21 protein-coding genes are annotated in these 23,130 nt (G+C 62.3%); 7 read left to right on the forward strand and 14 right to left on the reverse strand.

The genetic code is table 11. The features are described from left to right. Positions 1 to 28: 28 nt before the first annotated feature. From mgrA to ACWTU8_RS27440, 7 genes are all read right to left on the reverse strand, one after another. On the reverse strand, positions 29 to 1,075 hold the full coding sequence (mgrA, locus tag ACWTU8_RS27410) for an L-glyceraldehyde 3-phosphate reductase (RefSeq protein ID WP_455850599.1): 1,047 nt from the start codon (positions 1,073 to 1,075) through the stop codon (positions 29 to 31). A gap of 150 nt (positions 1,076 to 1,225) precedes the next feature. Beyond that, positions 1,226 to 2,389, reverse strand: a complete 1,164-nt coding sequence (locus ACWTU8_RS27415) for a Gfo/Idh/MocA family protein (RefSeq protein WP_455850600.1) — start codon at positions 2,387 to 2,389, stop codon at positions 1,226 to 1,228. Positions 2,390 to 2,401: 12 nt separating this feature from the next. Then, positions 2,402 to 3,148 carry a sugar phosphate isomerase/epimerase family protein gene (locus ACWTU8_RS27420; protein ID WP_455850601.1) on the reverse strand — a complete coding sequence of 249 codons (747 nt, stop codon included), beginning with the start codon at positions 3,146 to 3,148 and terminating at the stop codon, positions 2,402 to 2,404. 53 nt (positions 3,149 to 3,201) lie between these two features. Then, a complete protein-coding gene (locus ACWTU8_RS27425; RefSeq protein WP_127318032.1) occupies positions 3,202 to 4,299 on the reverse strand; it encodes an ABC transporter ATP-binding protein in 1,098 nt (365 codons plus the stop codon). Positions 4,300 to 4,301: 2 nt separating this feature from the next. Next, complete coding sequence (locus tag ACWTU8_RS27430) at positions 4,302 to 5,237, reverse strand: carbohydrate ABC transporter permease (RefSeq protein WP_455850602.1); 936 nt, start codon at positions 5,235 to 5,237, stop codon at positions 4,302 to 4,304. Beyond that, complete coding sequence (locus ACWTU8_RS27435) at positions 5,230 to 6,123, reverse strand: carbohydrate ABC transporter permease (RefSeq protein ID WP_455850603.1); 894 nt, start codon at positions 6,121 to 6,123, stop codon at positions 5,230 to 5,232. The genes ACWTU8_RS27430 and ACWTU8_RS27435 overlap by 8 nt, the downstream gene beginning before the upstream one ends. A 96-nt stretch (positions 6,124 to 6,219) precedes the next feature. Continuing rightward, a complete protein-coding gene (locus tag ACWTU8_RS27440; protein ID WP_455850604.1) occupies positions 6,220 to 7,458 on the reverse strand; it encodes an ABC transporter substrate-binding protein in 1,239 nt (412 codons plus the stop codon). Positions 7,459 to 7,876: 418 nt separating this feature from the next. On the opposite strand from ACWTU8_RS27440, the gene ACWTU8_RS27445 reads away from it, so the two are divergent. The 5 genes from ACWTU8_RS27445 (at position 7,877) to ACWTU8_RS27465 (ending at position 13,721) form a co-directional block, all read left to right on the forward strand. Further along, entirely contained in the window at positions 7,877 to 8,926 is a 1,050-nt protein-coding gene (locus ACWTU8_RS27445; RefSeq protein WP_455850605.1) for a LacI family transcriptional regulator, read from the forward strand. A gap of 459 nt (positions 8,927 to 9,385) precedes the next feature. Beyond that, positions 9,386 to 10,597: an ABC-three component system protein gene (locus ACWTU8_RS27450; RefSeq protein WP_455850606.1), complete on the forward strand. Its 1,212-nt coding sequence runs from the start codon at positions 9,386 to 9,388 to the stop codon at positions 10,595 to 10,597. A gap of 2 nt (positions 10,598 to 10,599) precedes the next feature. Further along, positions 10,600 to 11,109, forward strand: a complete 510-nt coding sequence (locus ACWTU8_RS27455) for a three component ABC system middle component (protein ID WP_455850607.1) — start codon at positions 10,600 to 10,602, stop codon at positions 11,107 to 11,109. After that, entirely contained in the window at positions 11,106 to 13,046 is a 1,941-nt protein-coding gene (locus tag ACWTU8_RS27460) for a DUF3732 domain-containing protein (protein WP_455850608.1), read from the forward strand. The genes ACWTU8_RS27455 and ACWTU8_RS27460 overlap by 4 nt, the downstream gene beginning before the upstream one ends. Positions 13,047 to 13,067: 21 nt before the next feature. After that, positions 13,068 to 13,721, forward strand: a complete 654-nt coding sequence (locus tag ACWTU8_RS27465) for a hypothetical protein (protein WP_455850609.1) — start codon at positions 13,068 to 13,070, stop codon at positions 13,719 to 13,721. Between the two features lie 164 nt (positions 13,722 to 13,885). Here the strand turns inward: ACWTU8_RS27465 and ACWTU8_RS27470 are convergent, their stop codons facing one another. The 7 genes from ACWTU8_RS27470 to ACWTU8_RS27500 form a co-directional block, all read right to left on the reverse strand. Then, the gene (locus ACWTU8_RS27470; protein WP_126034746.1) at positions 13,886 to 14,116 is read right to left on the reverse strand and encodes a hypothetical protein; all 231 of its coding nucleotides are present in this window, start codon (positions 14,114 to 14,116) and stop codon (positions 13,886 to 13,888) included. Positions 14,117 to 14,303: 187 nt separating this feature from the next. Continuing rightward, positions 14,304 to 15,731, reverse strand: a complete 1,428-nt coding sequence (gene gndA, locus ACWTU8_RS27475) for an NADP-dependent phosphogluconate dehydrogenase (protein ID WP_455850610.1) — start codon at positions 15,729 to 15,731, stop codon at positions 14,304 to 14,306. Between the two features lie 178 nt (positions 15,732 to 15,909). After that, complete coding sequence (locus ACWTU8_RS27480) at positions 15,910 to 17,547, reverse strand: copper resistance CopC/CopD family protein (RefSeq protein ID WP_455850611.1); 1,638 nt, start codon at positions 17,545 to 17,547, stop codon at positions 15,910 to 15,912. A gap of 57 nt (positions 17,548 to 17,604) precedes the next feature. Then, positions 17,605 to 18,123 carry a YcnI family copper-binding membrane protein gene (locus tag ACWTU8_RS27485; protein WP_455850612.1) on the reverse strand — a complete coding sequence of 173 codons (519 nt, stop codon included), beginning with the start codon at positions 18,121 to 18,123 and terminating at the stop codon, positions 17,605 to 17,607. A 39-nt stretch (positions 18,124 to 18,162) separates the two neighbouring features. Then, positions 18,163 to 18,702, reverse strand: coding sequence for a copper chaperone PCu(A)C (locus ACWTU8_RS27490; protein ID WP_455850613.1), 540 nt, complete (start codon positions 18,700 to 18,702; stop codon positions 18,163 to 18,165). A gap of 105 nt (positions 18,703 to 18,807) precedes the next feature. Beyond that, on the reverse strand, positions 18,808 to 19,161 hold the full coding sequence (locus ACWTU8_RS27495; protein WP_455850614.1) for a DUF2946 family protein: 354 nt from the start codon (positions 19,159 to 19,161) through the stop codon (positions 18,808 to 18,810). A gap of 127 nt (positions 19,162 to 19,288) precedes the next feature. Next, on the reverse strand, positions 19,289 to 20,182 hold the full coding sequence (locus ACWTU8_RS27500; RefSeq protein ID WP_287092605.1) for a GntR family transcriptional regulator: 894 nt from the start codon (positions 20,180 to 20,182) through the stop codon (positions 19,289 to 19,291). 271 nt (positions 20,183 to 20,453) lie between these two features. Between ACWTU8_RS27500 and ACWTU8_RS27505 the strand changes: the two genes are divergently transcribed. After that, positions 20,454 to 21,959, forward strand: coding sequence for a UxaA family hydrolase (locus tag ACWTU8_RS27505; protein WP_455840680.1), 1,506 nt, complete (start codon positions 20,454 to 20,456; stop codon positions 21,957 to 21,959). Positions 21,960 to 22,020: 61 nt separating this feature from the next. Continuing rightward, entirely contained in the window at positions 22,021 to 23,019 is a 999-nt protein-coding gene (locus tag ACWTU8_RS27510) for an aldo/keto reductase (protein ID WP_455850615.1), read from the forward strand. The last annotated feature ends 111 nt before the right edge of the window (positions 23,020 to 23,130 follow it).

Raw genomic sequence — 23,130 nt, forward strand, 5'->3', positions numbered from 1 at the left:
TTCCGTGGCGGATCACTTCCGTGGCGGATCACTTCCGCGGCGGACCCTTGCGCTCGGCGGAGGCGGCCCACAGATTGATGTCGGCTTCGCGCGCGTAGGTGTCGATCTCGGCGAGCTCGGCATCGCTGAAGTCGAGCGCCTTCAGCGCGCCGACGCAATCCTCGACCTGTTCCGGCCGGCTGGCGCCGATCAGCGCCGAGGTCACCCTGCCCTTGCGCAGCACCCAGGCCAGCGCCATCTGCGGCAGCGTCTGGCCGCGGCGGCCGGCAATCGCGTTCAGCGCCTTGATGTTGGCGATGGTCTTGTCGTTGATGAAGGCCGGCCTCAGCGACTTGCCTTGGCTGGCGCGGCTGCCCTCAGGGATGCCGCCGAGATATTTGTCGGTCAGCATGCCTTGCGCCAGCGGCGTGAACACGATCGAGCCGACGCCGAGCCCCTCCAGCGTATCGAGCAGACCATCGTCCTCGACCCATCGGTTGAGCATCGAATAGCTCGGCTGATGGATGACGCAAGGCGTACCGAGCTGCTTCAAAATGTCGGCGGCCTCGCGCGTGCGCTGCGAATTGTAGGAAGAGATGCCGGCATAAAGCGCCTTACCCGATCGCACCGCATGATCGAGCGCACCCATCGTTTCTTCCAGCGGAGTATCGGGATCGAAACGGTGCGAATAGAAGATGTCGACATAGTCGAGCCGCATCCGCTTCAGGCTCTGGTCGAGGCTGGCCAGCACATATTTGCGCCCGCCCCATTCACCATAAGGTCCGGCCCACATCTCGTAGCCGGCCTTGGTCGAGATGATCAGCTCGTCGCGATAGGAGGAGAAATCCGTCCGCAGGATTTCGCCGAAAGCTGTCTCAGCCGAACCGGGCGGCGGGCCGTAATTGTTGGCGAGGTCGAAATGCGTGATGCCGAGATCGAAGGCCTTGCGCGCGATCGCCTGCTTGGTCCGGTGCGGCGTGTCGCCACCGAAATTGTGCCAGAGGCCGAGCGAGATCGCCGGCAATTTCAGGCCGGATCGCCCGCAGCGATTGTAGATCATTTTCTCGTAGCGGTTTTCGGCAGGCACATAGGGCATGGGAAATCCTTTGGATCAATGCGAGCCCGGCAGTCGCCACCGCAAAAAAGGGTGAGTCGGCTCTGCCCCTCACCCTTAGCGTCTCGCCGTTTCTATGGGGAGAGGGGTCGACGGTAAACAACACGTGTCGCAATCACTGAAGCGCTTGCCCTATTTCTTCTTCGCCAGGAGCCCTTTCTTCTTCGCCAAGAGCGCTTCCGCATCCTTGACGCCCAGTGCCGCAGGGCGTTCGCAGGTGGTCTGCATGGCAACGAACTGTCCGCTCGCGCTCGACCGCAACATGCCGGTCATCACATCCACGGCATGCAGCGCCAGCTCCATCGAGCACCGGTGCGGCCGGCCTTCCACGATCGCCAGCGCCATGTCGGCGAGACCGGCGGTGCGATAGTTGGCCATCATGCCGTGCGAATGCATCTGGTTGGCCACGCCGAACGGATGCTTCCATTTCGGCAGCTTCTTGACCGGCTTGGCGGCGTCGGTAAAACGAACGTCGCCGCCGAAGAAGTTCGGATCCGGCAAAAACACCGTGCCCAACTCGCCGTAGAGTTCCATCGGCGCGTGGCCATGGCTCCACACGTCCCAGCTGGTATTGAGCGTCACCACGGCGCCATTCTCGAACTCCATCACGCCGTGAATCGTCGTCGGCGTGGCGACCAGGATTTTTTCGCCCGCGCGAGGCTTGGACGAGATCGTGCGTTCTGTCTTCGGGATCGAAGCAAAGGCTGCCACCTGCTTCACCGGTCCGATCAGCTGGATCAGATTGGTGATGTAATAGGGTCCGATATCGAGCACCGGACCGGCGCCAGGCTGGAAGAAGAAGTCCGGATTGGGGTGCCAATGCTCCATCCCATGGCTCATCACATGGCATGTGCCGCTGGTGATCTTGCCGAGCTTGCCAGTGTCGATCAGGTTGCGGACAAGCTGGTGCGCGCCACCGAGGAAAGTGTCCGGCGCCGAGCCGATGCGCAATCCGTCTCTCTCGGCCAGCTTCTTCAGATCGAGCCCTTCCATGACCGACAGCACGAACGGCTTTTCCGAATAGACGTGCTTGCCGGCATCGAGGATCTGTTTCGATACCTCGTAGTGCACCGCCGGAATGGTGAGATTGACGATGATGTCGATGTCGCCCGCCTTGAGCAGCCCTTCGACCGTCTCGGCGCGCAGCTTGAACTCCTTCGCCCGCGCCTTGGCCGCATCCATATTGATATCCGCGCAGGCGCGCATCTCGATGCCGCGAAACAGCGGCGCCAGCGAAAAATATGCTTTCGAAATGTTGCCGCAGCCTACAACGCCGATCCCAAGTTTTCTTGCCATGCTGATTTGCTCCTAATAGGTCCTGGCGGCTGCGATCGAGCGGCGAGCGAAACGCTCGATGTCGTTGGGATTATCCTGTTCCATGACGTAGTATTTGGCGGCACTCTTGGCGCGCAGCGCCTTGATCAGGCCGGCCCAGTCGATCGTGCCGTGGCCGACATCGGACCAGCCGTCCTCGTCAACGCCCGCGCCAGGCTTGGCAATGTCCTTGACATGGACGGCGACGATACGTTTGCCATACTTCTCGATCCAGGGCAGCGGATCGCCGCCGCCGCGCACCACCCAGGCCACGTCCATCTCCCAGCCGATGTCGGGTGCCGCCGCGAGGATGTGCTCCTGCGGCATCGAGCCGTCGGCAAGCTTCTTGAACTCAAAATCATGGTTGTGCCACGCAAAGCCGTAGCCGGCTTTGCCAGCCGCCTCGCCGACCTTGGCCAGGCGTGCGCCGAAGCCGCGCCAGCCGGCCGTGTCGGTTGGTCTGCTCTCGGCGACCAGATACGGGCAGATGAGCAGCGTGATGCCGAGCGCGTCGGCGATTTTGCGCACGCCATTGAAATCCTTCTCGAGCGCATCGATCGAGAAATGGCCGGTCGGCATGGCGAGCCCGTTCTTGTCGAGTTCGGCCCGAAACGCCTTGGGGTCGTCATAGACGCCGCCGAACCCCTCGACTTGCGCGTAGCCGAGCTCGCCCAGCATCTTGAGCACCCCTTTCCAAGGTTGGAAATTTCGCGCGCTGTAAAGTTGGAATGACCAGTTCATCGTCTCTGTCCGTTCTCTGGGGATGGATGTGCTTGAGGTGAAGTTCTTGGGAATTAGAGGCGGTTGCCGGTGGCGGCGTCGAACAGGGAAGCGCGCATCGGGTCAAAACCGATGCTCACCGTGTCGGCATTGTTTGGCGTGCGCTCAGATGTCACCCGCACGGTGAAATTCTGATTTCCGAGCTTCAGCCAGACCAGCGTGTCGGAACCCATGGGTTCGACGACCACGACATTTGCCGTGGCTGTGAAAGGCCATCCAGCGCCGCTGTTGAACGCGACATGCTCGGGCCGGATACCGAAGACAGCCGCCCCCGGCACGGGCTCCTTTTCGAAAGCGTAGGTGGCAAGCGGGATCCGCACATCCTCGGCGACGAAGTGCCAGTTGCCATCGTCCTTCTCCAGCCTGCCGTCGAGGAAATTCATCGCCGGCGAGCCGAGGAAGCCGGCGACGAACCGGTTGACCGGGCGATTGTAGATCGTCTGCGGTGCGTCGAGCTGCTGGATCACGCCGCCCTTCATCACTGCGATACGGTCGGCCAGCGTCATCGCCTCGATCTGATCGTGGGTGACATAGATCATGGTGTTCTGCAGCTTGCTGTGCAGCAGCTTGATTTCAACACGCAGTTCCGCGCGCAGCTTGGCGTCGAGATTGGAAAGCGGCTCATCGAAAAGGAAGACGTCGACGTCGCGCACCAGCGCCCGCCCGATGGCCACACGCTGGCGCTGGCCGCCCGAAAGCGCCGACGGCTTGCGTTGCAGCAGTGGCTCGATCTGCAGGATTTCTGCGGCCCGCGCGATGCGCTTGGCGATCTCGTCCCTGGGGATGCCGGCAACGCGCAGCCCGAAGGACAGGTTCTTCTCGACAGTCATCTGCGGGTAGAGCGCATAGGACTGGAACACCATGCCGATGCCACGGTCCTTGGGCTCCTCCCAGGTGACGTTCTTGCCCTTGATGAAGATGCGGCCGTCCGAAACGTCGAGCAGACCGGCGATGCAGTTGAGCAAGGTCGACTTGCCGCAGCCGGACGGGCCGAGAAGCACGATGAACTCGCCCTCGGCGACATCGATGTTGAGCGTCTCCAGCACCGACACTGCGCCGAAATTCAGCGACAGGTCCTGAATCGAGACACTGGGATTTTCCATTCTTGTCATCATCATCCTTTCACCGCGCCGGCAGCGATGCCACGCACGAAGAGCTTGCCGGAAACGAAGTAGACGACGAGCGGTACGAGGCCGGTCAGGATGGTGGCGGCCATATTGACGTTGTATTCCTTCACGCCCTGCACCGAGTTGACGATATTATTGAGCTGCACCGTCATCGGATATGTGTCGGGGCGAGTGTAGACGACACCGAAAAGGAAGTCGTTCCAGATGCCGGTCACCTGCAGGATGATGGCGACGACGAAGATCGGCAGCGACATCGGCAGCATTATACGGAAATAGATGCCCCAGAAGCCCGCGCCGTCGACGCGCGCCGCCCGGAACAGTTCATCCGGCATGGAAGAAAAATAGTTGCGGAACAACAGGGTCAGGATCGGCATGCCGAAGATGGAATGGACGATCACCAGACCGCTCAGGCTGCCATAGAGGCCGATTTCGCGCAGGATGATGACGATCGGATAGATCATCACCTGGTAGGGGATGAAGGCGCCGACGATCAGGATGACGAAGAAAGTGTCGGCGCCCTTGAAGCGCCAGTTGGCAAGCGCGTAGCCGTTCACGGAAGCGATCGCGATCGACAGGATGACCGACGGAACGGTGATGCGCACCGAATTCCAGAAGCCGCGCGAGAGCCCGTCGCAGTTGAGGCCGGTGCAGGCGCTGGACCAGGCCTTCACCCAAGGCTCAAAGGTGATCTCGAGCGGCGGTGAGAAGATATTGCCGAGGCGTATCTCCGGCATGCCTTTGAGCGACGTCACCACCATCACGTAGAGCGGCAGCAGATAATACAGCGCCACCACGATGAGTGTGCCATAGAGGAAGATGTTGCGGCGCGAGAACACATGCCGCGGCTTCGGTCCTCGCGGCCCGGATGCCTCAAGCCCGATCGAACCCGTACCGGCAGGCAGGGAAACGGCATGGTCAGCCACGCTTCTTGCCTCCGAATTCGAGATAGGCCCACGGAACGATGACGACCACCACCGACAGCAGCATCATGGTCGAGGCGGCGAACCCCTGGCCAAGGTTCTGGGCGAAGAACATGTAGTCATAGACATATTTGGCCGGCACTTCGGAGGCGATGCCGGGACCGCCGCTGGTCTGGGCGACGACCAGGTCATAGACCTTGACGATACCGGCAGCGATGATGACCAGCGCGGTGATGAAGACCGGTCGCATCATCGGGATGATGATGAAGAGATAGGTCTTCAAGGTGGGTATCCCGTCCACCCGCGCGGCCTTCCAGATATCCTCGTCGATACCGCGCAGGCCCGCCAGCATCAGGCACATGATCAGGCCGGTGCCTTGCCAGAGCGCGGCGATCAATATGCCGTAGATGACGATGTTGGAATTGTAGAGCGGATCGAAGTTGAAGCTTTCCCAGCCAAGGCCGCGCACCACCCCCTGGATTCCGAACTCCGGGTTGAGCAGCCACTGCCAGACAAGACCGGTGACGATGAAGGAGAGCGCGAACGGGTAGAGGAAGATAGTGCGGAACGTGTCTTCGAAGCGGATTTTTTGGTCGAGCAGCGCCGCGAGTATGAAGCCGATGACGAGAGAGAACACCAGCGACAACACGCCGTAGACCAGGAGGTTCTCAATGGAGAGCAGCCAACGCGGCGTCGACCACAGCCGATAATACTGGTCGAGCCCGACGAAGTTCAGCCGCGGCAGGAGCTTCGAATTGGTGAAGGAATAGAGCACCGTCCACGCGCTGCCGCCGACGAAGATCACCAGTGCGGTGAGGACCATCGGAATAGAGGCGACCTTGGCGTTGAGGTTGCGGAAGAGTTGATTGGGGCGTTCGCTCTTGCTCATTTGCACAGCCGTCGGGTAAGGGCGGGAGGGTCAGGACCTTGATCCTGAGCTCCCGGCCCCGCGGTCGCGGGCCGGGAGCGAGCGGTTCGTCGATAGTCAGTCCGCCGACGCGACGATATCGGCGAAGCGCTTCTGTGCCTCTTCCACGGTCATATCAGGCTTGGCGAAGAACTCGGAGAAAAGGTCCTCCTTTTGCTTTTGGGTGTCCTGTGACAGCAGCTGGTCCGTCCAGGGCATGACGCTGCCCTTGGCCAGGATGTCGAGCCCTTTCTTCATGCAGTCGTTCGCCGCCTTGAGGTCGATATCGCCGCGCACCGGCAGCGAACCCTTCTTGAGGTTGAAGGCGACCTGCGTCTTGGGATCGAGCAGCGCTTCGGCCAGCGCTTCCTGCGCCTTGGACTTTTCAGCGTCCTGCAGCAGCGGGAAGTAGAAGGCATCGCCCCCGGTTGCGATGACCTCGTTCAGGCCAAGACCGGGAAGACACGTATAGTCCTTTCCGGCGGTCTGGCCGGCAACCTGGAACTCGCCCTGCGCCCAGTCGCCCATGATCTGGCCGCCGGCCTTGCCGGAGATGACGAGATTGGTGGCCTGGTTCCAGTCCTGCACATTGGTGTTCTTCGCCATCTTGCGGGCATCGTCCGCGGCCTTGAATACCTTGGCGACCTCGGGTCCGGCGGCGAATTCCGCGTCCTTGTCGCGATAGACCTTCAAGAAAGTGTCCGTGCCGCCGACCGCCGTAAGCAGCACGTCGAAAGCCCCGGAGGATTGCCAGGGCTGCCCGCCGACCGCCAGCGGTATGATGCCTGCCTTCTCCAGCGCAGGGGCGGCTGCAACATATTCATTCCAATTCTTCGGCACCGGCACACCGGCCTTTTCGAAGGCCGCGTTCGACAGCCACAGCCACTGCCAGGAGTGAATGTTGACCGGCACGCAATAGATCTTCCCGTCTAGGGTACAGCCGTCGAGCAGGCTCTTCGGCTGTACGATTTCCGCCCACTTGTCCCTTGTGGCGAGATCGGTCAAGTCGCGCATCAGACCGGCCTGCACCAGTTCTTCCGCTTGCCGGCCGTGGTTGAACTGGGTGGCGCCCATGGGATCGCCGCCAGTAATGCGGCTGATCATGATCGGGCGCGCGGTGCCGCCGGAGCCGGCGATAGCGCCGTCGACCCAATGATTACCTGTCGCGTCGAACGCCTTGGCGAGTTCGGCGACCGCCGCCGCCTCGCCGCCCGAAGTCCACCAATGGGTGACTTCCAGATCGGTCGCTGCCGCCGGGCCGGCGAATTGCAGCGCGGTTGTCACTGCCAATGCAGCGGTCATGAATTGGTATCGCATTTCGGCTCCTCCCAGAATCTGAAACGTTACAGATTTTCGATACGGCAATTGTGTAAGGCGTGCAACCCCCGAAAAGGAGCGGTTCAACATTTTTTCGAGCCACGAACAAATCCGCACTATGCAATTGGCTTCCATTGCATCGCAGCAAAACAGGTTGCGTCGCAAAAATGATGGTGCAATGCGTAAAATTTGGAGAAATCGTGTTCCGCGGGCAAGCCCTTGTCGACGTCCAACGACCTTGTGTCGAATACCAGTGTCGCTCGTGCAGAGCACCTGACAGCACCCAACGCGCGATGGCAAGTGACAATCTGTAACGTTTCAGTATATAGGGTGTTCATCAGGCGAAGTCGCGGGCGTGCCGCAATCCGCCGATTGCCGACCTGCACGGCAACTGCTATGCGCCTGACGGGCGGGATGAATGGACAGACATCAGACGGAAAAGGACGATGAGGCGTCGGGACAAGGCCGGCCGACGCTGAAGACGCTCGCCTTCATGACCGGGCTGGGCGTCACCACCGTGTCGCGGGCGCTGAAGGATGCGCCCGAAATCGGCGCTGAGACCAGGCGGCGCGTCCAGCTCGTTGCCAAGCAGATCGGCTACCGCCCCAACCGTGCCGGCGTGCGGCTGCGGACCGGCAAGACCAACGTCATCAGCCTCGTGCTCAACACCGAGCACGAGATCATGAGCTTTGTCTCGGATATCATCTACGGCGTCTCGGAGGTCATAGCCGACACGCCCTATCACCTGATCGTCACGCCCTATTCACGCTCGCAGGATCCCCTGGACCCGATACGTTATCTGGTGGAAACCGGCTCCGCCGACGGCGTCATCATTTCGCGCACCCAGCCGAATGACCCCAGGGCCCGCTATATGCTGGAGCGTGGTATCCCCTTTGCCACGCATGGCCGCACCGATATGGGGCTGATCCACCCATACCATGATTTCGACAACTACGCTTTCGCGACCGAGGCTGTGCGTCATCTGGCTGGCATCGGCCGCCGCAGGCTGGCTCTGCTGGCACCGCCAGTCGAGCTGACCTATCACCGCCATGCGCTGAACGGCTTCACCGATGCACTAAGCGAGGTCGGCGCCAGCGAGATCCCGTTTAACACCGTTTCGATCGATCACTCGATCGAGCAGATCAGGATGAGAACCGCGCAGCTGATGCGCCGCGACGTCAGGCCGGACGGCTTCGTCAGCAGCGCCGCCGCCGCGACACTCGCCATCGTCGCCGGCATCGAGGATGCCGGCCTCAAGCTCGGCCGGGACGTCGACGTGGTGTCCAAGCAGTCGTCGGACCTGCTGCATCTGTTCCGCAGGGAATTGCTGGTCGTCAACGAGAACTTCCGGCTGGCCGGCGCCGAGCTGGCCCGCTCCGTGCTGGGCTGGATCGGCGGCGCGGCACCTGGGTCACTGCAAAGCCTGAGCACCCCGACCGAGGTCCTGGCCTATCGCCGTCCCGACTAGAGCGGGATATGTTCAAATTGAACTGCGCTCCATCTATTTGTCTTAGCCGCATTTCTGCGAGGCCAAGTGATTCCACTTGGCCGCAAAATGCGCGCTGCTGACTGGCACCTTGGGGCCGGAAGCAGACCGTTCGTTTCTGGATACCGACTGTTGTAAGTGGTAATTCCCGCCGGCGTCGTTTCTGCGCCGCTTGAGGTTCTTATCGCCCAACGCAGAAATCAGACTTTCGAATCAATCACCGTTTTCGATGAGATGTTGTATTCTAGCTGTGTACAAACGCCTAGCATCTGATACTTCCTTATGTTTCGCACACTCCCCACCCGTATATGCTAACACCAGTTCTGAATTGAGTATTCCCCTTCATGTCTCAAGCAGCCCTGCTCTCCCGTAACCGCGGCTCAAGGTCGGGAGATTGCTGTTCGATGAAAAATAGTTAAGCTCGCCATTGGGGGTATTTGCTTGGCGACTCCATCTACGAACTTCAGCGCAGCTCCATCCGCTGCGGGCTATCTCTATCAGGCCCGTTTAGCGCTGGCTCTGTGCCTGAAGTACGTGAACGTCGATGCTGGCGTCGAGGTGGGCATCGAACGACTGGATGACGTCTCGTTCGAAACCAGTGGAACGGCGCTGGAGCTTCTTCAGGCGAAGCACCACATCGATCGTGTCGCCAGTCTCACTGACAAGAGTGTCGACCTTTGGAAGACACTTCGCGTATGGAGCCAAGCCGCCGCGAACGATCCGACCCTGCCTGCACGTACCCGCCTGGCCTTGGTGACCACGGGCTCCGCGCCCGACGACAGTGCAGCCGCCATGCTGCGTCCGGCGGGAGCTTATCCGGTCGGAAAAGCGCGCGACCCCAAGGCGGCGGCCGCCTTGCTCGGGACGGTCGCGGAGGCGGGGGGCAATCAGGAACTGAAGGCGGCCTACGCGGCGTTCTTGGCACTCGGCCCGACCATGCGCGTTTCGCTCCTAAGCTCGATCGAGATCCTAGACGGTCAGCCGCTGGTTACGGATTTGGGCGAGGTGATCGAGAAAGACCTGCGCATGCTCGCGCCCCGGGGCCAGGCCGCAACCGCCCGCGAGCGGCTGGAGGGCTGGTGGTGGCCGCGCGTGTGCAAGGCGCTCATGGTCAGCCCCGCGCAGCCCATATCAGTGCTGGAGGTCGAGGCGAAGCTTGACGACATCCGTGACGGCCTGAAGCGCGCTGCTCTGGTCGCCGACCAAGAATATGTCGATCCCACCAGTGACGAGATCGCCGACTACGAAGGGCGCCCCTTCGTCCGCCAATTGAAGGTGGTCGGCGTCGGCGGAAACCGCATCGAGTACGCCAAGCGGGACTACTACCGGGCGTTCACCCAGCGGTCAAAATGGGTCCGCGAGCACCTGGTTTTCGACGGCGAGATCGCGAAGTATGAGCTGACTCTCATCGAGGAGTGGCAGCCCCGGTTTCAGCAGATGTGCGACAAGATCGGCGACAGAGAAACCACCGATGCGGGGCGCCGCCAAGCCGGCCAGGAACTCTACAGCTGGGTGGAGGCGGACGCCCGCTTCCCCTTCCGAACGGTCAGCCAACGCTTCCTGACCGTCGGCTCCTACCATATCCTGGCCAACGACCTGCGCGTCGGATGGCATCCGGACTACGAGACGGCTTGTGCCGCCGAGGAGGTTTAGCCATGGCCTCGCGGTGGAGTTTAGCCTGGCGCGACCGCCCTCCCGAGGAAGCTGCGCTTCTCAATCCCGCCTTCTGCGGTGAGCTAATCGCTCGCGCCACTAAGGATTACGAACGGATCCGCGCCGCGGCATTTCCGCTTCCCCTAGGCTTTGTAGTCCTGCCCTTGGTGCTACACCCGCCCACCCTTGCCGTACTGCCCGGCCGGGCGAACACGACCTTCGCCACCTGGTCGGCGGACAATGAGGCGCTGCTCGCCGAGTTGCCTGAACGCACCCTGCGCCTTCGACCGATCAGCCGAGAAGCCCTGCTCTTCCTCGCGCAGCATCGGGCCCTGACGGTAGACGCAGAGGGGCTGCGGACGGGCGCGAAGCCCATGAGGCTTACGGCGAAGACGGTGGCGACGACGCCAGATGTCGACGATATCCGCCGCGCTGCCGGCCTGCTCGGCCGATGGTTCGCCAACCAAGGCGCGCCGGTCCAAATCCTCCAGACAATGGGCGTGACGCCGTGATCCTGCAGCTGCGAGCTATCGCGATCTATTCCCATGCCGGCGAGCGCCGCGATATCGAGTTCGCTCTCGGCCGGCTGAACATCGTCACTGGGGCTTCGAAGACGGGCAAGTCAGCCTTGCTCGACATCGTCGACTACTGCTGGGGCCGCGGCGAGTGCACCATCCCGGAAGGCGAGATTCGACGCAGCGTGTCCTGGTTCGCGATCCTCTTAGACCGCGACGGCGAAGGCATCCTGATCGCCCGGCGCAATCCGGGGCCGGCCGGCAAGGCTACCGACGACATCTTCTTCGAGCGTGGGGTGGCGGGGTTCCCCGACACCCCACAGCCTTTCGCCAAGAATGTGACCGCCGATGGCCTGCGCGCCCAGCTCTCAATAGTGTTGGGCATCGCCGAGAACAAGCATGTTCCCGAACCTGGATCGACCCGGGCGCCGTTGGAGGCCTCGGCCAGCCAGGCGATCTTCTTTTGCCTTCAGGCCCAGGATGAAATCGCCAATCGCCGCCTGCTTTTCCATCGCCAGGGCGAACAGTTCATCCCCTCACACATCAAGGACACGCTGCCGTATTTCGTCGGCGCGATGGGCGAGGATCATTACCTGCAACGCATGCGCTACGACGAAGCTCGGGCACGCCTGCGCAAGCTCGAACGCGACTACGCCGAAGCACGCGCCTTGGCGAACGAGGCGTCCGGCACCGCCCAGTCTCTCCTTCAGGAAGCCAAGCGCGTCGGCCTGTTGCCCGCCGACGCCTTCGCCAACACGCCGGCCGATTTACGCGTCCTTTTGGCCACCGCTGCGGCGCCTCGCGAGCTTGCCTATGCCCGCAATGACGATCCGGCTGCGGACCTGACCGATCTGGAAAATCGCCGTCGGCGTCTACGCGGCGAAATGCAAGAGGTACGTGAGGAGATCGCCGACGTCCAACGGCTCGAACGCGAGGCATCGGAATTTCAGGTCGAGGCCCGGGAACAGGAGGCCCGTCTGGCGTCGATCGGCTTGCTCCTCGACGACAGCGGCGACGCCGAGACCTGCCCGCTTTGCGACAGCCACCTGGCCACCCCCATCCCTTCGGTCAGCGAGGTTCGCAGGTCACTCACAGCGCTTGAGGGCCAGCTGCAGTCGGTGCGCCGAGACAATCCGCGCCTGCAAGCCCGACAGGCCGATCTTGAGACGCGCCGGAACGCCATCGATGAACAGCTGAAAAGCGTCCAGGCCGACATCCTCGTGCGGATCTCGGAAAACGAACGGCTCAGGATCGAGCAGGACCAGTTCACCGAACAGGCCCGAACCGCCGGCCGTATCGGCTACTATCTCGAAAATGCGCGGACCATCGCCTCCGACGAGGGCATCCGGCTAGCGATCGCGCGGGCCCGGGCCGAGGTGTCCGAGCTCGAACAACTGCTGGACCAGGAGGCGCTCGAGGAAAGACTCACCACTGCATTAGGCTTTGTGGGGCGCGATCTCACCCGATACGCGCGTTTGCTCGACCTTGAGCATGGCGACAATACGCTGCGGCTCGACCGGAAGAACCTCACCGTTGTCGCGGACACGATCGATGGCCCCTTGGCCCTTCCGCAGATCGGAAGCGGCGAAAACTGGGTCGGATACCACGTTGCCGCCCACCTCGCGATTCACGGCCTGTTTCGTGCCCGCAGGAGGCCAGTTCCGGCGTTCCTGATGCTCGATCAGCCGTCGCAGGTGCACTACCCGCCAGAACGTGACGTCGGGGAAATTGATGGCAAGAGTGATGAGGACCAAGCCGCCGTCGCACGGCTGTATCGGCTTCTCTTCGACTATTGCGCAGAGCACTATCCCAACATGCAGATCATCGTTACTGACCACGTCGAACTGCTTGAGGATTGGTTCCGCGAGTCCACGGTCCAAAGGTGGCGGGACAGCATCAAGCTTGTGCCGGTCAGCTGGCTGCGGTCGACATAGGACTAGGTGCAAGGAGGCACGATGACCGAGCGAACCTATCGTCGTTACACCAACCTAGCATCGGCATTGCACATACTTCGTAACAAGTGCCTGACGCTATTGAGCCCTGAGACATGGGACGACCGAAACGATGCCTTCTTCATGGCAGAATATAAGCGGCTGAAACAAGCAAAGACCATCCTGGCGATTTGTCTCGCAGTCGGAGAGGAGACGTATCACCATTGGCAGGTATTCTCCCGTGGAGCAGACGGAGTCTGCTTAGAGCTTGATAGCGAAAAACTGCGTTCAGCCTTCAGTCGGGCGGAGGGTGTGCGCCACCGGATTGTGGACTACCAACTGATCACCCAGGTCAACCAAATGGCGGACGTGGACCTTGAGCGGTTGCCGTTCATGAAGCGCTGGCCGTATGGCGACGAGAGTGAGTATCGCGCGGTCTACATCGACAATGACAAGGAACTCGCCGCCTATGCTGTGCCGATTGGGCTGAATGCAATAACTCGCGTCACACTCAGTCCTTGGCTCGCTCCAGCCTTGGTCCCTGTCGTGAAGGAAACCTTGAAGTCTCTGCCCGGATGCTCGGGGCTACGGGTCTATCGTTCGACGCTCATTGACAACGAGCAATGGAAAAAGCTGACTGGGCGTGTAACAATACCGATAATGCCGTCCGGGAGTTAAAGCAGATCGCTGTCCTCCACCTTTTTACGGCGGTATGGATGTCAGCTTTTGGCGAGCAGCAGCGCTGACCTCAACGGCCGACATCGGCGCAGTCCCGGCGTCCAGATGGCGAACCGCCGGACCGGCCCGAGAAACGGCGCGCTTGAGATCACCCGAGCGCGGCTCTAGTCCGAAAACCTCACGCTCACGCCGCGCTGCCGAAAATAGGCCTGCATCAACTTGCGCCCCGAGCGGTTGTTCTGCGCCAACTTGGTCGGATCGAACACCGCCTGTTTTATCCCTTCTCGTGTCATCGCCGCCTTAAGCGTCGCGATATGTGCGTCGATGTCGGCATTGTCCGCCCGCAGCGAGGCATAGATACTTTCGGTCGCCTGGGCCACGGTCGGTTCGCTCACAGGTGTCGTCCTTTGGTTGGTTGAGCGGCGGCTTACCACAGATTCGCGGCTCCGCCGATACCGATGAGACCGTCAATCTTCTCTACCGGCATAGCAGGTTCCTGGCGCCACCCGACACCCAGTTGGTCGCTGGAGATGTCTGCTTTCGGGCAACCGCAAAATTGGACTCTAGATCCAAGTCGCGGCGCTAACCCGCCGCCCCACTCCCCCACGGGCCATGGAAAGCGCCCGGCCCGTCGATACGCTCGAAGCCATGCGCGCCGAAGAAATCGCGTTGCGCCTGGATCAGGTTCGAGGTGCCGCGGCCCTGGCGGTAGCTATCGAAATAGGCGAGTGCGGACGACAGCGCCGGCACCGGCGAGCCAGCCTCCGACGCTCTTGCCACGATGCGCCGCAGCGATGGATGCGCCTCCTGCATCATTGCGATGAAAGCCGGTGCCATCAGCAGATTGGTAGCCGCCCCACCCTTGCCGAAGGCTTCCGCTATCGTGTCCAGCAATTGCGAGCGGATGATGCAGCCGGCCCGCCAGATCTTGGCGATGGTCGGCATCGGCAGGTTCCAGTTGAATTCCTTCGAGGCGCCGCTCATCACCGCGAAGCCTTGCGCATAGGCGGATATCTTGCCGGCGAACAGTGCCAGTTCGAGATCGCTAAGAAGCGCGGCCTTGTCTCCGGAAATGCTGGTCACGCCGCCATGGCCATAGACCTTTTCGGCCGCCAGGCGCTCGTCCTTGATCGACGACAGGACGCGCGCCGCCACCGCGGCCTCGATCGCGGTGGCCGGAATGCCGAGCTGCTGCGCCTCGATCACCGACCATTTGCCGGTGCCCTTCTGGCCGGCGCGGTCGAGGATGACGTCGACCACCGGCTTGCCTGTCTCCGGATCGTCGGCGGCCAGCACCTTGGCGGTGATCTCGATCAGATAGGAGTTGAGCCGGCCCTTGTTCCAGCCGGCAAACACCTGTGCGATCTCCTTCGGCCCCATGCTTAAGCCGTCGCGCAAGATGCCGTAGATCTCGGCGATCATCTGCATGTCGGCATATTCGATGCCGTTATGGATGGTCTTGACGAAATGCCCGGCGCCATCGGTGCCAAGCCATGCCGCACAGGGCTCATCCCTGAACTTGGCCGAGATGGCGGTCAGCACCTTTTCGACGCGTTTCCAGGACTCTTCCGTGCCGCCGACCATGATCGACGGTCCATGGCGCGCGCCCTCCTCGCCGCCGGACACCCCCATGCCGATGAAGGTGAGATCCGAATCGGAAAGCTCGGAGAAGCGCCGCATCGTGTCGCGGAAATTGGCGTTGCCAGCATCGATAACGATGTCGTTGGCCGACAACACGCCGCGCAGTGCCGCGATCTGCTCGTCGACCGGCTTGCCGGCCAGCACCATGATGATGATCGGACGGGGCGGCCGGATGGCAGCGGCGAGTTCCTCCAGGCTATAGCAGGGCACCACCATATCCCTGAGCGCCCCGGCATTCGCGACAAAGGCGTCGGTGCGCGCCGCGGTGCGGTTGAAGACGGCTATGCGGTGCCCCTTCTCGGCGATGTTGAGCGCCAGGTTGGAGCCCATCGTGCCAAGGCCGATCAGGCCGATTTCGGCTTTTTCCATCGTTTCTTCCCTGCTTTCGGATCTTTTGTTGATTTGTGGCGACGCCCATTCTTTTCGGGATGCCATTCTTGTCGAGATGCCATTCTTGTCGAGATGCCAATCTGCCGAGATGAATGACGGGCGTTCAAGGCTGCGTCAACCGCCTCGCCGAATTGTGTTGCAGACCGCCAGCTTGTCCTCACGGCCTGATGTCGATCGGCGCCTCTATCTTCACGATCTCGAAATCCGAGATGAGGATATCGAGCCGCGCTGTCCATCGGCCGGGAACCGGGACGACGAGATCGTCGACGCGCCAGGTGCCGTCGCCTGGCTTTGTCGCCGCGCGCTTGATCGGCTCGATGCCGGAGTCAGGTTTTGATAGCACCAACGTCACTTGGCTTGCGTCGAGCGGGCCGAAATCGCCGGTCATTATGACCATCGAGGCGGCAACCGGCCCAACATGGCCGGGCGTGATGCTGAGGTCGGCCATCGCCTTCGGCGTGTGGATATGCACCGACGCCGGCTGCGCTGCTGCGATCGCCAGGGCGCGTGGCGGCGGCGTGAAACGCCAGCCGGCGGCAACGCCGAAGATCGCCAGAACGATCAGCATTTCAATGCTAATCGAGCGGACCAGCCTCCTCTGTACTTCTGTCTCTCCCGCTTCTGCCGGACCGGTCAGCTTCCAGCGGTTGGTCGCGGCCAGCGTGAACAGAAAGAACAGCAGTGCCAGCTTGACCAGCAGCAGCCGGCCATAGGCAGTCTCGAGCAAAGCTGCGGGCGCCTGCACCTGGATGACAGCCAGCACGATGCCGGTGGCCGTAAGCACGGCCACGACGGGCAGTATCACTTGGGAAAACCGGCGCAGGAAAGGCGTGGCCTCGACCGGCTTCCGCCTGATGGCGAGACTGAGCGGCGCCAGCGCCCCGGCCCAGAAGGCAATGCCGGCACCGTGCAGAAACACCATCGGCCTTGTCAGCCATTGCGGTTCGGCGGCACTTGCATGCCCGCTGGCGGCGAGGGCGGCACCGACAGCGGCCAAGCCGGCAAGGGCAAACAGTTTTGCACCGCCGCGCGGCCCGACAAGCGACAGCAGCCCAAGCCCCAGCGCCACAAGCGCGACCAGGACCGTCCAGCCGAAGCTGGTGCCGAGCCCGGCCTGCCAGACGCCCGGCTGCGCCAGCCGGGCGAGCGGTGCACCGAGTGCGTCCCGTCCCTGGAAGACGAGCGACAAAGGCGCCGCGACAAGGCCGCATAGGATTGCGGCGATGGCGAAGCGCTGGCCGGAACGTCCGCCCTTCGCCAGCCAAGCGATGGCAAAGGCGCCGCCGACGCCGAGAAAGAGGCCGACATAGAGAAAGATCTTGCCGATCCAGATCGCCGACCTCAGACCCCGGTCGACGACTTCGGAGACGGCCGGCGCAGCACTCGGCGCGCCGATGGAAAACAGCACCGAGCCGCCGACCGGATGGCCATCGGCGGAAATCACCCGCCAGCTCAGCACATGTGTGCCGGACCCGAGCGTTTGCGGATTATCGATCTCGACCGTCTGGACACTGAGCCGAAAGGACGTCAGCGGAACCGGCGTCCCGTCAGGCCGCACCAAGGTCAGCACCAGCGGTGACACCGGTTCGCTGAAGGTCAGCGAAAATTGCGTAGGACTTTGTCCCAGCACCGCGCCATCAGCCGGCTCGGTCATGATCAGCGCCGCATGGGCAAAGACCTGAGTTGGCGCAGCAATTATGGCGAGCAGCACGATCGCAGCCAGCTGCCCGACCGCAAGCCGACCGGCGCGCTTGCTGGTTGTGCAGATCGTTCGCAGGAAGGGTGCCGCGCTCATGCCACTGCCATACAAACAGCGGCGCGCTCTTTCGGATAGAGCGCGCCGCCCTGGGGATCACTTCTTCGGCAACAGCTTGAGACCAGGCGCGGGATATTCCAGCGCATCCTCATCCTGGCCGGCCGACGGAATCTCGATCCAGCGTTCGGCAATGCCATCGCATTCCTGCACCACCGGGAAATAGAGCGTTTGGCCGGCCGGCAGATCCGCCGCCAGTGTCCCGCGGAAGACGAATTCGTCGTAGAATTCGTCCGGCAGGCTGCCGCCGCTCCAATCGACTTCCCTAGCGCCTGATGTCACCGCTTGACCATGGAGCTGGTAGGATTTCTCGTATCTGCCTTTCTTGACCTGCAGCGTCCAGTCCGGCTTCGGCATCGGCTTCACCGAAATCACCCCTTCCGGGATCTGCACGCGCACGGCCGTCGTCGCCTTGCCCTCACAGCCATGCGGCAGGCGCAGGACAGCCTTGTAGGTCGAACCGACCGCCGCCTCCTGCGTTTCGAGCGTGACGTGGGCGAAGGTCGCGCTTGTCCCCAAGACGAAAAACGCGCCGGCCAACAAAAGATACCTGTTCATGATGGTCCTCAAATTTCGACTTGTCCGGATCTGGCCGGGTCAGTTGGCGTGATTGTCCATGCCGCCCGTTTCGCCCATGCCTTCCACGACGAAGTCGACAGTGACGGTGCCGGCCTTCTCGAAGATCAGCGTGGCTGGAAACGTCTCGCCTTGCTTCGGTTGCCGTTTCAGCCCGGCGAACATCAGATGATAGCCGCCGGGTGCCAAAGCGACCTTACCGCCGGCCGGAACTTCAAGGCCACCGGTGACCGGCCGCATGGCCATGACGCCATCGCTCACGCCCATCTCATGCAGTTCGGCCTTGGCCGAAATTTCAGAGGAGATCGACAGCAGCCGGTCCGGCGAACTGCCGGTGTTGGTGACGGTGAAATAGCCGCCGGCCACTTTGGCGCCGGGCGGTGTGGCGCGCGACCAGGGATGCCCGATCTCGAGGTCACCGACCTTGAACTCATGCGCGGAAACGGCCTGGGCGCTGGCGAACAGAAGGGCGAGGAGCAACACGGTGATGCCGTGTCGCTCCTCGAAGCTGCGCAGGAAGCGGCTGTTGCGGCCGAACCGCGCGCGAAATGTGTGAGACATGATAGCTCCAAGAATTGAAAGATCGCGCCGGTGGCCAGTCGCGAACAGTTTCGATGTTGAATGAATGCGCTCGCGAAAGGTTTCCGCAAGGCGATCTGGGACGGATCAGGCCTTAGCCGGCGGCGCGCGCGGATTCGACGGAGAGCGGTCGCGGCTGAAATCGAGGTGCCGGAACGCCGGCAGCACAAACGCGACGGTTTCGACGGAAAAGTTGCCGGCCAACATGCCGGCAGCGGGCGGCGGCGCGTAAGCCGCCGAGGCCATGCCATAGCCGAGCACACAGCAAGCCGGCACGTGCTGCTGGTGCGGATCGCCGCCTGGAAGCTGGGCCGCGCCCTCCTGGGTGCAGATGACATTGCCGAAGGCGTCGAGTTGCGAAGCATCGGGGAAGCCGGAGGCGAATGCGCCAAACACCGACTGGAGCACGAGCAAATAGGCCGCGGCGAACGCGGCCGGCATGCTCCATCGTCTCCGCCGGATGTTCAAAAGCCTGCCTCTTCACGCAGCAACGGCAAATACCTAGCACGCGCTCGGCGGGCGGAAAATCGCCAAATTACTATTGCGGCAACGCAGCGCTTTAAGCCCGCTACGGTTGCTGGCCCTCGGGGATCGAGGTCAACAGGGTATTGCGCGCCGACTTCAGATGCTTGCGGCAGGCGGCGTCGACCTTGCCGAGATCGCGCGATTTGAGCGCCGCGATATAGGCCAGGTGTTCCGCGACCGCCACTTCGTTGCGCTCGCGCTCCTGCGCCTTGTTCCACTGGTAGTGGTAGTGGAAGATCATGGCGATGACGTCGTAGAAATCGACGATGAAGCGATTGTGCGACGCGCGGTGGATCAGCCGGTGAAAGCGCTCGTCGAGCTCCGAGAATTCGTTGAAGCGCGTGGCGATCTCGCGCGCCAGCCGGCGATGCTCGTCTTCCAGCCGGTCGAGGTCGGCCCAGACCGGGCTGTCGTCCGGCAGGGCTGCGAACGCGGCAGCCGAGCGCAATTCGAACATCTCGCGGATTTCGGTCAATTCCAGCGCGAAAGCGCGCGTAAAACCTTTCAGCACCCAATGGCTGTTGCGGCGTTTCTCGATCAGCCCGAAGCGGGAAAAGCGGATCAGGAACTCGCGCACGCTGGTGGTGCCGACGCCGATCTCGCGCGCCAACTCGAGTTCGTTGATCTGCATGCCGGGCTCGGCGCCGCCGGCAAGCAGCCGCCGCATGAAGGAGCGCTCGATGATCTGCGACAGCGTGTCGGTCTCTTCCTCGGGGAAAAAATCGTCCGGCCGCGGCACGCGCAAAACCGTCTTGCTGCGCTTGTTCCAGGCAATCAGCCCCGTCTCTTCCATGCGCGTAAGGATGGTGCGGATCGTCGTGCGGCTGACGCCGAGCAGCGTGCCAAGCTCGGGCTCGGACGGCAGGCTTTTCGTTTCGTCGAGCAGCCGCAAACCCCGATTGTAGGCGTCCTTGTAGACGTTGTTGCTCTTCGACATCCCCTGCCCCGTTACGCCGGCGCTTGCAGCGGCGGTTTGAAGCGCGATATGACAAATGTTCCAAACGCAAAGGCCCCAAAAAAGCGAGAATCGCTTTTCGAAAGTCAGCCCTGGTTCCAGTATCCGATCCTCTGCACATCCATAAGAACGCGCGGCGCTGTCACGAAAAAACAATTGACGCAAAACTGTTTTTTCACGATAAAAGACATTAACTGTTAACAGGCGCGTGTCAATCCGCTTGCCGATCCCAGGAACACCCAGGAAACTGCCCGTGAACGCCGCAAACAGCATTCTTCTGTCCCCCGCCGACAATGTCGCGGTCGCCAACGGCCGCATCGAGATCGGCGCGGTACTGCCGGGCGGTGCCGTCGCCACCGCGTTGATCGAACCCGGCCACAAGGTTGCGATCAAGCCGATCGCCGCCGGCGAGGCCGTGGTCAAATACGCTCAGGCGATCGGCCGCGCCACCCAGGACATCGCACCCGGCGAGCATGTCCATTCGCACAATCTGGTCTTCGAGTCCGGGCGTTTGCCGGTGGTGCCGCCGAGCGAAGCCGTGCACGCGACCGAGGCCGACCGCGCCCGCACCTTCATGGGCTACCGTCGCGCCGACGGCCGTGCCGGCACGCGCAACTTCGTCGGCATTCTCGCCAGCGTCAATTGCTCGGCCACCGTTTGCCATGCCATCGCCGACGAGGCGAACCGCACGCTCCTGCCCAGATATCCCGGCATCGACGGCTTCGTTCCGATCGTCCACGGCCAAGGCTGCGGGATGAGCGCCACCGGCGACGGCATGATGGTGCTGCACCGCACGCTGGCCGGCTACGCCCGCCATCCGAATTTCGGCGGCGTGCTGATGGTCGGGCTCGGCTGCGAGGTCAACCAGCTCACCCTCTATGGCCAGAAGGGTGTCGCTGCGGGAAAACGCCATTTCAACATCCAGGAAGCCGGCGGCTCGCGCAAATCGGTCGAGAAGGCGATGCTGGTGCTGGCCGAGATCGCCGAGGAGGTCGGCAAGCTTGAGCGTGAGCCGATCCCGGTCAGCGAGATCGTCGTCGGCCTGCAATGCGGCGGCTCGGACGGCATGTCCGGCATCACCGCCAATCCGGCGCTGGGCGCCGCCGTCGACATCCTGGCCGGCGTCGGCGGCATCGGCATCCTCTCCGAGACGACGGAAATCTACGGCGCCGAGCATCTGCTTGCCTACCGTGCGGCGACCCCGGAGATCGCAGCCAAGCTCGATGGCTATGTGAAGTGGTGGGAAGACCATGTCGCCAAGCATGGCGCCTCCATCGACAACAATCCGTCGCCCGGCAACAAGCGCGGCGGCCTGACCACCATCCTGGAGAAGTCGCTTGGCGCGGTCGCCAAGGGCGGACAGACGCCGCTCAACGGCGTCTTTGGCTATGCCGAAAAGGTCACCGGACACGGCTTGGTGTTCATGGACACGCCCGGCTACGACCCGGTTTCCGCCACCGGCCAGGTGGCAGGCGGCGCCAATGTCATCGTCTTCACCACCGGCCGCGGTTCCTGCTTCGGCTGCCGGCCGACGCCGTCGATCAAGGTCGCCAGCAACTCGACCATGTACCACACCATGGAAGAGGACATGGACGTGAATTGCGGCGTCATCGCCTCGGGCGAAAAGACCATCGCCGGCATGGGTCGCGAGATCTTCGAACTGATCGTCGAGACGGCTTCCGGCCGCAAGACAAAGAGCGAGGAGTTCGGCTACGGCGACAACGAGTTCGTGCCCTGGCACCTCGGCGCGACCCTCTAGACCATCCACTAACTGACTTAAGACATGGACGGGCCGGCAAATGGCCGGTGGGAGGCTTTGCATGAAGAAACGCTGTGTCGGCAGCACCGCGCTGGAAATAACCGAGGTCAGCTTCGGCGGCGCGGCGGTCGGCGGCCTCTATCGCGCCTGTTCGCGTGAAGCGGCGATGGAGACGCTACGGGTCGCCTGGGAAGCCGGCCTGCGCTATTTCGATACGGCGCCCTTCTACGGCTTCGGCCTCTCGGAACGCCGCTTCGGCGATTTCCTGCGCGACAAGCCGCGGGACTCCTACGTGCTGTCGACCAAGGTTGGGCGCCTGTTCCGGCCGGTGCCGGAAGACCAGATTCCGGACCATTCCTATGTCGATCCGCTGCCCTTTGCGCTCGACTACGACTATTCCTACGACGGCATCATGCGCTCGGTCGAGTTCAGCTATGCGCGGCTTGGCCTCAATCGGATCGACATCCTGTTCATCCACGACATCGGCGTCTACACACATGGGGCCGAGAAGACGAAGCTGCATTTCCGCCAGTTCATGGATGGCGGGCTGAAGGCGCTGGAAGAGCTGAAGTCGTCCAGGGTCATTTCCGCCTACGGCCTTGGCGTCAACGAGGTTCAGATCTGTCTCGATGTGCTGCGCCAGGCGCCGCTCGACTGCATCCTGCTCGCCAGCCGCTATTCGCTGCTCGACCGCACCGCCGAAGCCGAATTGCTGCCGCTTTGCCGGCAACGGCAGACCTCGCTGATCATCGGTGGCGTCTTCAATTCCGGTATCCTGGCAACGGGCCCGGTACCGGGCGCCCATTTCGATTATCGGCCGGCCACCGCGGACATTCTCGGCCGCGTCGGGGCGATGGAAAAAATCGCCGCCGAAGGCGGCTATCCGCTTGCAGCGGCGGCGTTTCAGTTCCCGCTGCACGAGCCTGTTGTCGCTTCTGTGCTGACGGGCACCGCCAAACCGACCAATCTGGCGCGAAATCTCCAACTGCTCGACATCCAGGTGCCCGAAACCGAATTCGCCAAATATGATCCTTACACGGTCGTACAGATACTCGGCTGACGCGCTGCGGCCTTCGCCCTCGGTTAAACGGGACGGCGCGATCAGGAGGCGTAACAATCGTACGCCCCAAAAAGAATGGATATTCCATCTTGACTGGTTAGTGGAATTAAT

Source organism: Mesorhizobium sp. BHbdii (assembly GCF_053848045.1).